This window comes from Ruegeria sp. CH11 (assembly GCF_056537105.1).
The window spans coordinates 212,064-225,312 of the sequence record NZ_JBQFQX010000002.1 but is presented as its reverse complement, the minus strand read 5'-3'; the positions used below and the strand labels follow the sequence as shown (position 1 = coordinate 225,312).

Annotated in this window: 16 protein-coding genes and 2 tRNA genes; 13 read left to right on the top strand and 5 right to left on the bottom strand. The window is 54.0% G+C overall.

Translation table 11 applies throughout. From position 1 onward, the window contains the following. Window positions 1–2 precede the first annotated feature (2 nt). Window positions 3–1,136 carry a polysaccharide biosynthesis/export family protein gene (locus ACR0LX_RS05025; RefSeq protein WP_480570883.1) on the bottom strand — a complete coding sequence of 378 codons (1,134 nt, stop codon included), beginning with the start codon at window positions 1,134–1,136 and terminating at the stop codon, window positions 3–5. Window positions 1,137–1,217: 81 nt separating this feature from the next. Next, window positions 1,218–2,516, bottom strand: coding sequence for a capsule biosynthesis protein (locus ACR0LX_RS05020; RefSeq protein ID WP_480570880.1), 1,299 nt, complete (start codon window positions 2,514–2,516; stop codon window positions 1,218–1,220). A 138-nt stretch (window positions 2,517–2,654) separates the two neighbouring features. Here ACR0LX_RS05020 and ACR0LX_RS05015 point away from each other — a divergent pair, with 138 nt between their 5' ends. The 5 genes from ACR0LX_RS05015 to ACR0LX_RS04995 all read left to right on the top strand — a co-directional run bounded on the left by ACR0LX_RS05015 (window position 2,655) and on the right by ACR0LX_RS04995 (window position 5,873). Continuing rightward, window positions 2,655–3,242, top strand: coding sequence for a riboflavin synthase (locus tag ACR0LX_RS05015; RefSeq protein WP_480570877.1), 588 nt, complete (start codon window positions 2,655–2,657; stop codon window positions 3,240–3,242). Between the two features lie 111 nt (window positions 3,243–3,353). After that, on the top strand, window positions 3,354–4,475 hold the full coding sequence (gene ribB, locus ACR0LX_RS05010; protein WP_480570874.1) for a 3,4-dihydroxy-2-butanone-4-phosphate synthase: 1,122 nt from the start codon (window positions 3,354–3,356) through the stop codon (window positions 4,473–4,475). Between the two features lie 2 nt (window positions 4,476–4,477). Next, window positions 4,478–5,029, top strand: coding sequence for a 6,7-dimethyl-8-ribityllumazine synthase (locus ACR0LX_RS05005; RefSeq protein ID WP_480782772.1), 552 nt, complete (start codon window positions 4,478–4,480; stop codon window positions 5,027–5,029). Next, complete coding sequence (nusB, locus tag ACR0LX_RS05000) at window positions 5,026–5,508, top strand: transcription antitermination factor NusB (RefSeq protein WP_480782771.1); 483 nt, start codon at window positions 5,026–5,028, stop codon at window positions 5,506–5,508. Before ACR0LX_RS05005 ends, nusB begins: the two co-directional genes overlap by 4 nt. A gap of 59 nt (window positions 5,509–5,567) precedes the next feature. Further along, window positions 5,568–5,873 carry a hypothetical protein gene (locus ACR0LX_RS04995; protein ID WP_480782770.1) on the top strand — a complete coding sequence of 102 codons (306 nt, stop codon included), beginning with the start codon at window positions 5,568–5,570 and terminating at the stop codon, window positions 5,871–5,873. 227 nt (window positions 5,874–6,100) lie between these two features. Here the strand turns inward: ACR0LX_RS04995 and ACR0LX_RS04990 are convergent, their stop codons facing one another. Both ACR0LX_RS04990 and ACR0LX_RS04985 read right to left on the bottom strand, forming a co-directional pair. Then, complete coding sequence (locus ACR0LX_RS04990; RefSeq protein ID WP_480782769.1) at window positions 6,101–6,526, bottom strand: SRPBCC family protein; 426 nt, start codon at window positions 6,524–6,526, stop codon at window positions 6,101–6,103. Next, window positions 6,523–6,843 (bottom strand): ArsR/SmtB family transcription factor, encoded by a 321-nt coding sequence (locus tag ACR0LX_RS04985; RefSeq protein WP_480782768.1) that lies wholly within the window; start codon window positions 6,841–6,843, stop codon window positions 6,523–6,525. Before ACR0LX_RS04985 ends, ACR0LX_RS04990 begins: the two co-directional genes overlap by 4 nt. Before the next feature lie 113 nt (window positions 6,844–6,956). On the opposite strand from ACR0LX_RS04985, the gene ACR0LX_RS04980 reads away from it, so the two are divergent. Beyond that, window positions 6,957–7,388, top strand: coding sequence for an MmcB family DNA repair protein (locus ACR0LX_RS04980; RefSeq protein WP_480782767.1), 432 nt, complete (start codon window positions 6,957–6,959; stop codon window positions 7,386–7,388). A gap of 4 nt (window positions 7,389–7,392) precedes the next feature. Here the strand turns inward: ACR0LX_RS04980 and ACR0LX_RS04975 are convergent, their stop codons facing one another. Further along, complete coding sequence (locus ACR0LX_RS04975; protein WP_480570853.1) at window positions 7,393–7,581, bottom strand: DUF6324 family protein; 189 nt, start codon at window positions 7,579–7,581, stop codon at window positions 7,393–7,395. 78 nt (window positions 7,582–7,659) lie between these two features. Here ACR0LX_RS04975 and ACR0LX_RS04970 point away from each other — a divergent pair, with 78 nt between their 5' ends. The 7 genes from ACR0LX_RS04970 (at window position 7,660) to ACR0LX_RS04940 (ending at window position 12,901) form a co-directional block, all read left to right on the top strand. Beyond that, on the top strand, window positions 7,660–8,142 hold the full coding sequence (locus tag ACR0LX_RS04970; protein ID WP_480782766.1) for an N-acetyltransferase family protein: 483 nt from the start codon (window positions 7,660–7,662) through the stop codon (window positions 8,140–8,142). Between the two features lie 47 nt (window positions 8,143–8,189). Further along, window positions 8,190–8,266, top strand: a tRNA-His gene (locus ACR0LX_RS04965). Window positions 8,267–8,472: 206 nt separating this feature from the next. Further along, window positions 8,473–9,303 (top strand): DNA adenine methylase, encoded by an 831-nt coding sequence (locus tag ACR0LX_RS04960; RefSeq protein WP_170403754.1) that lies wholly within the window; start codon window positions 8,473–8,475, stop codon window positions 9,301–9,303. Between the two features lie 35 nt (window positions 9,304–9,338). Next, a complete protein-coding gene (locus tag ACR0LX_RS04955) occupies window positions 9,339–9,929 on the top strand; it encodes a hypothetical protein (protein WP_170403752.1) in 591 nt (196 codons plus the stop codon). Further along, on the top strand, window positions 9,929–11,083 hold the full coding sequence (locus ACR0LX_RS04950; RefSeq protein ID WP_170403749.1) for a DGQHR domain-containing protein: 1,155 nt from the start codon (window positions 9,929–9,931) through the stop codon (window positions 11,081–11,083). Before ACR0LX_RS04955 ends, ACR0LX_RS04950 begins: the two co-directional genes overlap by 1 nt. A gap of 290 nt (window positions 11,084–11,373) precedes the next feature. Further along, window positions 11,374–12,519, top strand: a complete 1,146-nt coding sequence (locus ACR0LX_RS04945) for a tyrosine-type recombinase/integrase (RefSeq protein ID WP_039525297.1) — start codon at window positions 11,374–11,376, stop codon at window positions 12,517–12,519. 296 nt (window positions 12,520–12,815) lie between these two features. Continuing rightward, a tRNA-Ser gene (locus tag ACR0LX_RS04940) sits at window positions 12,816–12,901 on the top strand. The last annotated feature ends 348 nt before the right edge of the window (window positions 12,902–13,249 follow it).

Genomic DNA, 13,249 nt, shown 5'->3' with positions numbered 1-13,249 from the left:
CGTTAGTTGCCTGTCAGAGTGGCCACGTTCGCGATTGGTGTCAGGCCTCCTGCGATCAACGAGATCGATTTGGTCCACTGCGCATAAGGAGCCTCGGTCACGTAGATCGTATCGTCGTCGCGAATGACAAAGTCGCGGGCGATGAACAGGCCATTGGGCGCGGTCAGGTTCAGCAGATAGATCATACGCTGATCACCCTGCAGGTCAGCGCGGCCCATAACTTTGCGCGCTATGTCCTGACGTTCCTTGCGCAGAACAAAAATACCGGTTGGGTCCGAGGACAGGGATTGCAACCCGCCAACCTGTGCGATGGCCTCAAGCGCCGACAGATCCTGGCTTTCGAACGCCACCCGAGATTGTCCTCCGGTCGCCCCCAACGCGATATAGGACCGGCTGTCTTCCTCGACCAGAATGCGATCACCGCCACGCAGGGCGATATCCGTTTGGGGCGAACGGAACAGGTCGTCGTACCAGACCGTACCTTTGTGACTGCCACGAATGACCGTGACCAGTGCAATGTCCGACGACACGGACACGCCGCCCGCCTTGGCCAGCATGCCGGACAGGTTTCCGGTCGGGCGTTCGATCGGGTAGACACCCGGCGCACCGACCGTTCCGGTCAGCGAAACAGTCGCGCCATCACCCGCCACGCGGCGCACCTGCACCTGCGGGTCCGGGGTTTGTTCCTGCAGTTTCTCGGAAATCAGCGTGCGCAATTGTTCGGGCGTGTTGCCCGCAGCGCGTAGACGTCCGGCATAGGGGACAAAGATGAAGCCGTCATTGTCGACCTGAACTTCGTCCAGCGCCGTGGCGGTACCGGCTTGCGAGGTCAACAGGCCGTCTTCGACGTTTTCCCAGATCGTCAATCCCAGAACGTCACCTGGGCGCACTGTATCCGAGGCGACGCTTTGGGCGCTGCGGAAAGTTTGCGAGAATCCAAACTGAGGTATGGCTGCAGTTTCGCGGGTCACCCGGTCATCCACCTCGACAACAAAGGCATTCCCGCCATTCGCCGTGGACCCAGCCAGAATTTCGGTTTTGTTCGGGCCGGATTTCGGAAGCTGGCACGCTGCCAGCAGTCCAGCGGCCGCCACAAAGGAGACCGCCCGTATCCATCGGGTTGGGATGCGCGTCACTGCCGAATGTCCTCAGTTTATTGTTCTTTTGCGCAAGTTACCCTGTTCACTGACAAACATCCAGCGACAGCTGGCTTCGTGTCATTCAACGAGTTTTAACTGTGGCGCGTTGGTCGCGTTGCCGGAAAGGGCGGCCTCGTAGGGGTCCCGATCCCGCAGCATCATATCAACGGCGCGTCGCAAGAGTTGTTGTCTTCCCCGGCGCGAATAAAAGCCGCCCGGCACCTGACTGGTCTCGAGCAGAAACCGCCGATAAACGCGATAGGCGGCTGCGTCTGGGGGATCGGGTCTGGCAAAGAATGCAGCAACAGATTGCTGCGACACGAATTGCGGTTTGTCATAAACCGAACGTCCGAAGATGCGCAAAGGAATCCCGCGCCACAACACCTGTTGACCAGCTGTCGAATTGATTGTGACAGCCGAACGCGCGTCATCCAACAGCCGTGCCAGTTTCCCGCCGGGGACATAGTGAATACGGTCAGAGAGTCCGTGGTCCCGGGCCAATTGGCGCACGCGCTTGCGAAGTGGCTCGCGGTGGTTTTCCAGCGGGTGTTCCTTGATGACAAGACGATGATGCGCGGGTGCGCCGGTTGCAAAACCCGCAATGACCGTGTCCAGAAAATCGCACATGCCCGAAAACTCGGAATGCGACTGGACCGAACTGTCATGGCCCAGTTGCAATAGCACCAGATGATAGGGAAAGCCCCCCCGGCGCACCATTGCGGTGGCCCAGCGGCGTTGCAGCCGGTGCAGGGGCATCAGCATCAACCGTTTGAAATACAGTTGAAACTCACGCGCGACCGGCAATTCACGGTGTCTGCGAAAGTTGCGGTACCCACGGTTCAAAAACATGAGAAAGCCGTGATAGGCCGCCCCGTAGAAAATATGCTGTCGCATATCGCCCCAATGTGATGGGGGCGGAGGCGTCTGTGCATCCGACTGCGCCAGCGCGGATTGCATTTGCTCGACCTCCAACGCCATCAGGCGAGAATTGCCGTTGGACCCTTCACGCTCATACGTGACCCACCAGGGGCGCAGATAGCCTTCTTCATAGACATGCACGGTCAGGCCGAGTCGGCGGGCGACCTCGACCGCACGCGCATGGATCGGGCGGGTGTCGCCATAAAGCACGATATCGGTCACGCCTCGATCCCGGATCACGTCCGCAAGGAAGGATGGCCAATCCGCGACCGGTGCACGAAAGGCGATATAGCTGTCCGTATCCCTCCAGAACGCCTGATCACCGGCGTTGAACCCGATGCGCCAAACCTGCGCCCCCGCTGCGCGCAACACTTTCCCCAGTGCGTTGAAGAACGGCCCGTGCGGACCCTGAAGGAACAGGAACACGCGTTGCCTGGGATGATCGGTTCGCTGTGTCATATGGCCTGATTGGCGACTGCTCATGTGTTTATTGCGAAAATTATGCCTGTTTGTCACATTCCCGACAAGCCGGGTCTTGCCGGTCGGGGTTCAGGCCTTTACCTCGGCATTCGAAGCTAGGCTCAGAGGGTTAACGAAATGTTCACAGGGATCGTCACGGATATCGGAACAATCACCGAATTGGACCAGCAGGGCGATCTGCGTGCGCGGATCAAAACCGGCTACGATACAGCTGGCATTGATATCGGTGCTTCGATAGCCAGCGACGGCGTTTGTCTGACGGTCATCGCGCTGGGTAACGATTGGTACGACGTCCAGATCAGCGCCGAGACCGTTTCGAAAACCAATCTGGACGCTTGGACGCCTGGTAAGCGGGTCAATCTGGAGCGCGCCTTGAAAGTGGGTGACGAATTGGGCGGGCACATCGTATCGGGCCACGTGGATGGCGTGGCTGAGGTGGTTGCAATCGCGGATGAAGGCGACAGCACGCGTGTCACCCTGCGCGCGCCCAAGGACCTGGCCCGGTTCATCGCGCCGAAAGGGTCTGTCGCGCTGAACGGAACCTCGCTGACGGTCAATGACGTCGAGGGATGCGACTTTGGCATAAACTTCATCCCACACACCAAAGAAGTGACGACCTGGGGCGATGTCGCCCTCGGCGATCGGGTCAACCTGGAAATTGACACTCTGGCCCGTTACGTCGCGCGACTTGCCGAAATGTCGTAAGGTTACGTCTACACTGCCCCTGCTTGCGAGGCGCTGGCCGATTGTGCTCTGGCTTTTGGCGTCCGACTGGTCTATCCCGCCGTGCAAACATGCCATGTGAAAGGCTGCTCCATGAGCTTTGAAACCCCCGGACCGGTCGAGGCCCAGCTGCGTGACGCGATCAGCCCGATCGAAGACATCATCGAAGAGGCGCGCAAAGGCCGGATGTACATTCTGGTCGATCACGAAGATCGCGAAAATGAAGGTGATCTGGTGATCGCGGCCGAATTCGCGGATGCCGAGGCGATCAACTTCATGGCAACCCACGGGCGCGGCTTGATCTGCCTGCCGATGACGGCCGAACGGGTGGACGCGCTGGGATTGCCGATGATGGCGGTGAACAATTCGTCGCGCCATGAAACCGCGTTTACCGTTTCGATCGAAGCGCGCGAAGGCGTCAGCACCGGTATCTCGGCGGCGGATCGGGCGCTGACCGTGGCCACTGCGATCAACGAACAGAACACGATGGCGCATATCGCGACACCGGGCCATGTCTTTCCTTTGCGCGCAAAGCGGGGCGGTGTGTTGGTGCGGGCAGGCCATACCGAGGCCGCCGTCGATATCTCTCGGCTCGCAGGTCTAAAACCCGCAGGGGTCATCTGCGAGATCATGAAGGCTGACGGAACCATGGCGCGGTTGCCGGATCTGGTAGAGTTCGCCAAGACGCATGACATGAAGATCGGCACGATCAGCGATCTGATCACCTACCGTTCGCGCAATGACAACCTTGTGGTCGAGACCTCGCGCGAAATCGTCACGTCGGAATTCGGTGGCGAATGGGAGATGCGGATTTTTACCGACCAGACCCATGGCATTGAACATGTGGTGATGATCAAGGGCGACATCACCACGGCTGAACCCGTCCTGACCCGGACCCACGCGCTGCACGAAGCCCCCGATATTCTGGGTCTTGGTCCGAAATCGTCCAAGGAACTGCCGCGCGCGATGGAAAAGATCGCCGCAGAAGGCCGCGGCGTGGTCTGCCTGTTCCGCCAGCCGCGCAATTCGCTTTATGCGGCCGAGGACGAAGGCCCGCGCACCATCAAGCAAACCGGTCTTGGCGCGCAGATCCTGTCCAAAATGGGCGTTCAGGAACTCGTGCTGCTGACGGATTCGCCGGAAACCAAATATCTGGGCCTCGACGCATTTGGCCTGTCCATCGTCGGCACCCGTTCGATCCTCAAGGAAGACTGATCATGGCTGAACAAGACAAACATGGCATCCTGCCGACGCCAAGCTTCGACAAGCCGGTCAAGCTGCTGATTGTGGCTGCCCCTTTCTATCGCGCCATCGCCGACGACCTGATTGCGGGGGCGAGGGCCGAGATTGAAGCCGCTGGTGGCACCTGCGAGGTGGTCGAGGTGCCAGGCGCACTGGAGATACCGACCGCAATAGCGATGGCCGACAGGCAATGCAATTTCGACGGCTATGTTGCGCTGGGCTGCGTTATTCGCGGTGAGACCACGCACTACGAAACTGTCTGCAATGACTCCAGCCGTGCCATTCAGTTGATGGGCCTGCAAGGTCTTTTGATTGGCAATGGTATCCTGACAGTCGAGAATGACGACCAGGCCGAGGTGCGCGCCAATCCCGAAAAGATGAATAAGGGTGGCGGCGCGGCGGCTGCGGCCTTGCATCTGATCGCGCTCAGCCGTAAGTGGGGCTCTTCCCAAAAGGGCGTGGGCTTCAAGCCGCCGTCCGAGTCCATCCTTGTGGCGGGCGACAACAACGGACCCACGACAGCATGACCCAGACAGACGCGCCGAAACCGGCCAAACAGAAACGCCTGATGAAATCCGCCGCCCGGCTTTATGCCGTGCAGGCGCTGTTCCAGATGGAACAGTCGGGTCAGACGACCGAAGCAGTCGTGAACGAGTTTCTGGATCACAGGTTCGGTGCTGTCTATGAAGGCGAAGAGATGCTGGATGGCGACATCAGCGTCTTTCGCAAATTGGTGGATGATGCGGTGAACTATCAGGCTCCCATCGACCAGATGACCGACCGCGCGTTGGTGGCCAAATGGCCGATCGCGCGTATCGATCCGACCTTGCGCGCGGTGTTCCGTGCCGCCGGGGCCGAACTGACCCAAAGCGACACGCCTCCGAAAGTCGTCATCACCGAGTTCGTGGACGTCGCGCGCGCTTTCTTCCCGGATGGGAAAGAGCCGAAATTTGTCAACGCCGTTCTGGATCACATGGCCCGCGAGGCCAAGCCCGAGGCGTTCTGACACGTTTATCCGGACCAGACATGCGCTAGACTGAATGTCGACGCGCAAGGAGGTTCGATATGCCCAAACTCATCCGCCTTTACATCACCCAAGTCGCGCTTGGCTTTGTGATCTCGGCCGTATTCGTCGGTGTGCTGCTTGCGTTGAACGTTGCCAATCTGCGCAGTCTGATCACCGGGTCCGAAATCGGAATGATTGCTCTGTTCATGATCTGGTTCATGAACGGGATCGTCTTTGCCGGGGTCCAATTCGCCTATGCGATCATGAGCATGGCGGAAAAGCCCAAGGGCCCGCGGGGTGGCACGCCGGTCGCGCATGCGCTGAAACCTGCTCTGATCAAGCAAGAGGCGCGCGCATCGCGTTGAAAATCTGGAAAAATGTGGCGGGACCACCAGTCAACCGTGGGGCTTTGATTCCCGAGGACCTGTGTATACAGGTGGGCGCCAGGTAATCAGGCCAGGACCTGAACAGAGCCAGCTCCCTCGGAATTGCTTAAGGCCACCGGAATGCTGCCTGTCACGAGAAGGGCAGAACCCGCCACGGGCCTAAGTAGGGCGTCTGGCGGGTTCGTACAAGGGGTTTCGTGTCAGAGTCAGGCGTCGACCGGCTCATGCAATGCAGTGCGCATCTTGCCGAAATGGTCGTCCCATCCATTGTCCAGCGCAAGGATCAGGCCAAATGCCTCGGCACCTTGCGGTAGCCCTTCGTGCATCAAGCCAAGCTGCGTTCCACCGGCGACCGGTTCCAGTGTCCATTTGACCACGCTGACCGCATCACCCATCGGTTTTACCGTAAACGTGTATTCCAGATATTCGGGTCGACGCGCCTCGCGTACCTCTCCCCAGATCAGAAGATCGCCGCTGGTTGTCCCGAACATCTCCAGTTTCTGACCTTGTGCCAGCCGACGTTCTGGCTTGTGAAACCATTCGGCTAGCCGATCCGGCTCGGTCAGGTAATCCCAAACCGTTTCTGGATCAGCGCGGAGATAGATGGTTTTCTGCAAAACTGCTTGGGTCATTTCTTGGGTCCTTCAATAGCTTTTTTCAGTTGGGCAAGACGATCATCCCAGAACCGGTCAAAGTAGCTGAGCCAGTCCAGAACCGGGGCCATTCCCATGGGTTCAAGTTTGTTGATGCGTTCGCGGCCCCGGGCCTCGACGGTAATCAACCCGCCATCCGACAACACGGTCAGGTGTTTTTTGACGGCGGCGCGGGTCATGTCAAACCGGTCCGTCAACTGACCTATTGTCATGTCTTCGGATGCAAGCATCTGCACGATGTCCCGACGGGTCGGATCGGCTAGGGCGCGGAACGCGTTTTGGGTCTGTATTTCCATGGATCACCTCATTGAGATACCATTTGGTATCATATTAATGCAATACCATATGGTATCATGTCAAGCTCTAGCGGGCGCTTGATTTTTGTTCATGAATTGTTCACATTCTGAAAATGACCCTTGATCTGCAACCCGGACAGAAACTGGCCCGTGGTGTTTCGCGACACCTTTCTACGCATGGCTATGTTTCAGTTGAAGAATTCGTCCCCGCGCGCGGTTTGCGCGTGGACGTTATGGGGCTTGGCCCAAAGGGTGAGCTGTGGGTGATCGAGTGCAAATCCGGCCGCGCCGACTATCAGTCGGATTCGAAATGGCAGGGCTATCTGGAGTGGTGCGACCGATTTTTCTGGGCTGTCGATACCGAGTTCCCGGTAGACTTGCTACCGCCCGAGACCGGGTTGATCATCGCCGATGCCTATGACGCAGAAATCATCCGCATGGGCCCCGAAACCAAACTCGCTCCGGCTCGACGGAAGAGGATGATCCAGAAGTTTGCAACCGATGCGGCCCGCCGGTTGCAGATGCTGCGCGATCCCAGGGTCTAGGGCGTCAGTCTTTGACGGCGCGCGCGGCTTGTGCTGCGGCGCGGATTTCCTCGGCAATCTCTTCAGCTTCTTCCGGGTCGAAATCCATCGGAATCTCGATACCGGCACCTTCGATGAACAGGCGCACCATGCCCTGATCGGTCGGCCCGATCTGCAGGTTTGCTTCGATATCGCGTTCGGTGTTGATACCCATTTGCGCCTCCGGGGAATGAGCCTGTGTGCTAGCGCGCAAAGGGTTGAGAATCAAGCGGCCTGTGTCAACATAGGCACCATGAACGACATTATTCTCAGACCCTTCCGCGCCGAGGACGCGCCTTGGCTGGTCGAGCAACACGGCACGCATTACGCCCGTGACGAAGGGTTCGACGACAGCTTTGGCGCGTTGGTGGCGCGTATTCTGGACGCATTTGTTGCGGATCACGATCCGACCCGCGAATGCGGCTGGATCGCGGAGCAGAACGGTACGCGCCTGGGCAGCATCTTTTGCGTCGCACACAGCGATCAGGCGGCCAAGCTGCGATTGTTCCTGCTGGTGCCGCAAGCGCGCGGGCAAGGTGTGGGAAAACGGCTTTTGACCACCTGCATGGAGTACGCACGCGGCGTTGGGTACAGCGAAATGGTGCTTTGGACCCACGAAAGCCACCGCGCTGCTTGTGGCATGTACCGCGCCTTTGGGTGGCAATTGACTGACAGCAAACCGGTACGCTCATTCGGCGTCGATCTGGTCGAACAAAGCTGGAGAATTCAGCTTTAAGACCCTTGCAATCCCCGTGCGCGTTCGGTAAATCGCCCTCCACAAGTGCCGCCTTAGCTCAGTTGGTTAGAGCGCTGGATTGTGGATCCAGAGGTCCCCTGTTCAAGCCAGGGAGGCGGTACCAAAAAAAATTTCTCCCAATAAAAACAGTCACTTATAAAGGCTTACTTTTAGCGTTTTTAGCGGTGTACTGTTGGGGCCGGAATCCAGAGGTCCCTTTCGTATCAAATCGGTATAAATCCCTTGCAAATCCCTGTCAGATGAAGTGAGTTATCAAGTAGTTCAACCAAAAGCAGCATTTCTGCAAACAATAACAAGCGAGTATATGCCTTGGAGGCGGACGGAGCAGGTGAGCAAAAAGCTCTCAAACCTTTCTTAAAATGGGCAGGTGGTAAGCGTTGGCTGTTGCCACATCTACAGGACTTACTGCCTAAAAAATACGAAACGTACCTAGAGCCCTTTCTCGGCGGCGGGGCAGTGTTCTTTGGTTTGCAGCCAAAGTCGGCCGTACTCACAGATCTGAATGGAGATCTTATAGAGCTGTACCAAGTCGTGCGAGATATGCCTTCAGAGGTGCAGGACAAGCTGTCGAAACACCAACTTCGACACAGCAAGGAATACTACTACGAGGTTCGAGCTGAGGTTCCGGAATGTAGAATTGATCGCGCTGCTCGATTTCTTTACCTCAATCGGACGTGTTTTAACGGGCTTTACCGCGTAAATCGGCGGGGTGAGTTTAATGTCCCGATTGGAACAAAGACCAAAGTTCTATTTGAAACTGAGTCTTTTCACGACTTGTCGTCGTCTTTGTCTCAAGCGGAACTTTCAGTGGCAGATTTTGAATCCACTATCGACCGTGCGCGCAAAGGAGATTTGTTGTACGTGGACCCTCCGTACACGGTGGCGCACAACTTCAACGGGTTTGTAAAGTACAATGACAATATCTTCTCTTGGGAGGATCAGGTTAGACTGAGGGACTCTTTGGATCGCGCTGCCGAGAGAGGCGCTGCAATCATCGTGAGCAACGCCAATCACACATCAATCGATGAACTGTATGCTGACTTCGGCACTAAGCACGAAATGCCTAGGCATTCAGTGATTGCAGGGCCGTCGGGACGACGAGTTCCAACCTCCGAATTACTCTTCTGTGTCGGGTGCTAATTATGAGGTGGATCAGTAGGAGAAATCTACGCTGGATGTTCACAAAGGTCCCAATCTATGGGCAACTGATTAACTCGTCGTCGAGTTCGGTAAAGGAAGCGACGACAGACCTAATTACAGCGACTCTTTTTTCACTTTTGCCGCTTTGGTTTTACCCGATAATCTCGAAGTTCGCTTACGGCACTGACTTTTGGGCGACGGTTAAGTCTTTCATTGGGGGAGGAGAACTATTTCTCTATTCGGCGGCCTTGGTCGGGCCGTTGATTTTTTCAATTACCAGAAAATACGGTGAAATGTCGCCGGTATCATCAGACGGGGATACGGAACACTCTACTTTCCCTAGGATGTACACAATTCAGTTCCCATACGGAATCTGGTTTGTGTTGGTATCTGCTTTAGTTCTTGGGTTTGCAGCTTATTTCTTCGGTATTTTGCGCGAAGCGGGTTTGGAAAACAGTGCAAGGACACCGAACGCAGAGAACTTACTGTTCGTTTCTGGGATCATGTATTGCTTTACCCTGTCGTGCTTTTTTTGCGTCTCCGTTTACCGCCTCCAACTTGATAGTACGCCACAGGAATTCGGGGCGGACACTCGCGATCTTATGGATGAATGGGAGACCAGATGATGTCTGACCAACTAAATTTAGTTGACCCTGATCCTGTAGTGATCGAGCTAGAGTGCCTAAGGGCTACACAGCCAATTGGGGACGTTTACATTGCAAGCGTTCCTCATGATGAACTTGTAAAAATCACGCACTTTGATGTTCGTAGGGTTCTTCAAGAGGACCGAGATGTTGAACGCTACCTCGGCATCCAGAGGCCGCTGATCAACTCTCGCGTTGATGGCTTGCAAAAGTATGTAAACTTCTTTGACGCTTCTTTTCCTACCGCAATAATCATTGCAGTCGACGAGAAGTTTGCTGAGTACGATGCAGAAAAGAAGACTATTTCTCTTTCAAACGTGCCTAGGGATGGTGACAGGCCAGAAATCCCGATCAGGAACATTGCACGAGTGTTGGACGGGCAACATAGAATAGCTGGATTGCGTGGTTTCACAGGCGACAGGTTTGACTTGCCGGTTACCATTTTCGTTGGTGCGGACATTGCAGATCAGGCGCATATTTTCGCAACGGTGAATTTGGAACAACAGAAAGTCAACAAAAGCCTAGCTTACGATCTTTACTCATTGTCAAAATCGCGAAGCCCCCAAAAGACTTGTCACAATGTTGCAGTTGTACTGGATCAAGATAAGAACAGCCCTCTATATCGAAGAATTAAGCGCCTTGGTGTAGCTACGGATGGTCGTGACTTTGAGCCGATCTCCCAAGCGACATTTGTTGAGGCGCTCATGAGATTTGTATCTTCTGAGCCAAAGGTCGATAGAGACAAGTTGTTGAAGGGGGAACGGCTTGAAAAAGCAGATCCGGATCTAATTTGGAAGCTTCCCTTCAGAAATCTGTTTGTAGAAGAGAAAGACGTGAAAATCGTTGAGGTGGTTTTCAACTACTATTCTGCGATTAAAGAACGATGGCCAATTGCTTGGGCTAGTACGGATCGCGGAAACATGCTGAACAGAACTAACGGTTTTCGTGCCTTTATGCGAGCCTATCGGCACGTTCATGAGCTGCACGGGACGCCAACTGGAGTAGTTCCAAAGGCATTCATGGACGAGTTTATGAAAAGAGTGCCGTTGGAGGACAAAGATTTTAACATTGAGAACTTCAAACCCGGCACAAGCGGAGAATCGACGCTGCATAATGTACTGATCGACGTTCAGTAGGCCGAGTGCTTCGTTTTACGACGCGGTAGTGCGTTGATATTTGTGCTGTTGATTCGAGAACCTCCGAGGGTAGCTCTAACCTGCACTATATTTTGCAAGATTATCTTGTTTGCTTTGCTATTGTCCGTGACAGTTTTCTAAGAATCCCGCCTCAAGCAAAAAGAATTGCAAGCTAATATTGCGCAAATTAGTTTAATAATAACAAAGATTTAATTTGATTGACTCAACGCCGCTGACCTTGCTTGAACTGTTGCTCAATTGAGTTTCAGTGGATGCAAGGACGGGTACACATGGTAGAGTTGGTCAAGCTAGGTTGTGGAGGTCAAACGGCATTTGCTGTCGTTTGGCTCGATCCTGAGCATGGAGAACTGGAGAGAAAATTCTCAAGTCGTGCAGAGGCAATGCTTTTTGCAGGATCGATTGAATCTCTAGGGAACAGCCTCCGACCAACAAAGCCTGTCTTGGTTTCTGAACTTTGCAAAAAATACCTTATTGAATCTAGGGCTGGCCGTGATGGAGCGCTTCCCTTGGCTCAAGCAACCTTGGTTAGCTACCAGCATCATTTCTCGAAAACCATCGAACCTGTAGTGGGAACCTTGCGTATCGACCAAATTGACAGGAACCTCGCTAGGGAAATTCAACGAGCCATTATCTTTCGTGCCACATCTCGTGATGCAGCTTCACGAGCTTTTAATTTCCTCAAGACCTGCTTCATGTGGGCTACAACAGAGCTTGGACTTGTCCCAAATTCACCGTTCGAGAAAATGCGGATCCAAACGCGACGACGGGGTCAACCTAAACGGATAAAAATTCACTCCGAAAACGAGATGAGCAGAATAAAGTCCGCTGCGTTCGACCTATATACATCGAGCAATAAGCGTACCCGAGAAGCGTGGTTCACATATTACCCAATGCTACTCTTATTGATGGGGACAGGAATAAGAATATCTGAGTGCCTAGGAATCCAAAGGCGGGATTTTTCTGAGAACCTCAAGGACTTGTCGATCTGTAGATCCATCGAGAAGAACCATGGTGGGCGCCCCAAACCTCTAAGGGTGGTGGACGTCAAGTCTGGCAGCTCTGAGCGTACAGTTCCCGTGCCAAATAGTATTACTCCCTTTTTGGAAGATCTGTTGCAGGCTCATTCATCAGTTTGGGTTTTTCCTAACGGAGGGGGTTCATTCCGGGACTACGATACCGTCAGGCAACGAATGTGGAACCGGTTAGTTTCAAGTGCTCAGGTGCGACACTTAGGGATTCACAGTTTGCGCCATTATTACGCTTCTGAACTCATTAGGGCTGGTTTCGTAAAGGAGGCTCAACGCAACTTGGGACATCACTCAGCAGCGTTCACGCTCGACATGTACGGTCATCTGATTGATGACGGCGGCACGCGCTTGCGCGAGTTAGCAAATGACGTTTCAAGCCCGTTCTAGGTGTAGCTTATTCCCCCGGCCAAAGCGCACGGCGATTTACTTTGATCAATACAAATCTGTTGGCCAAGGCTGGAGGCACTCGACAGAATAAGTTGCATCATGAGGAAGAAGTGATTGCCTTGGCTATGCTAAGTGACATTTGGAGTAAGAGAAAATTGCAGTCCAGAGGTCTCATTACAATTTTGGCGTACTGAGATAGTCGTTGGGCAACATATTGTAAGTTTTTCTTGCAATGACACAAAATCTTGCGCAGGTACTGCGTAAACAGTGCATAAACTCAATTTTGAATTTTACTAACCATTTGAAAATAAATAATAAAAAAGGGGCAAGGGTTGGATTGTGGATCCAGAGGTCTCTGGTTCGAACCCAGAAGGCGGTACCATTAGATTCTCCAAAAAAACGTTTTTTTTCAACGATTTGCATTGAATCCGAGCACGTTAGTGAAACTTGCCCGATGCGAGGAATAATTGCGCCTACCGGCCTAACCAGTGTATAAAACTCCAATTTATTCACAAGTAACGCTGATTTATTCACTCTCACGAAGATCGATTTATACAGTTTCTGTTGCCAAGTACCTCTTGAAGCTGAAGTCACAATTTCTAGCATTTCGGACCTTTCCAGAATTTGTATATTAATATCAATGACTTGAAAGTCGGTTGAGACCCAAGGATAGCACCGCAATGATAAGTGCACTACGAAAGAATTTCTGACAAAGAAACCGACCTAAACG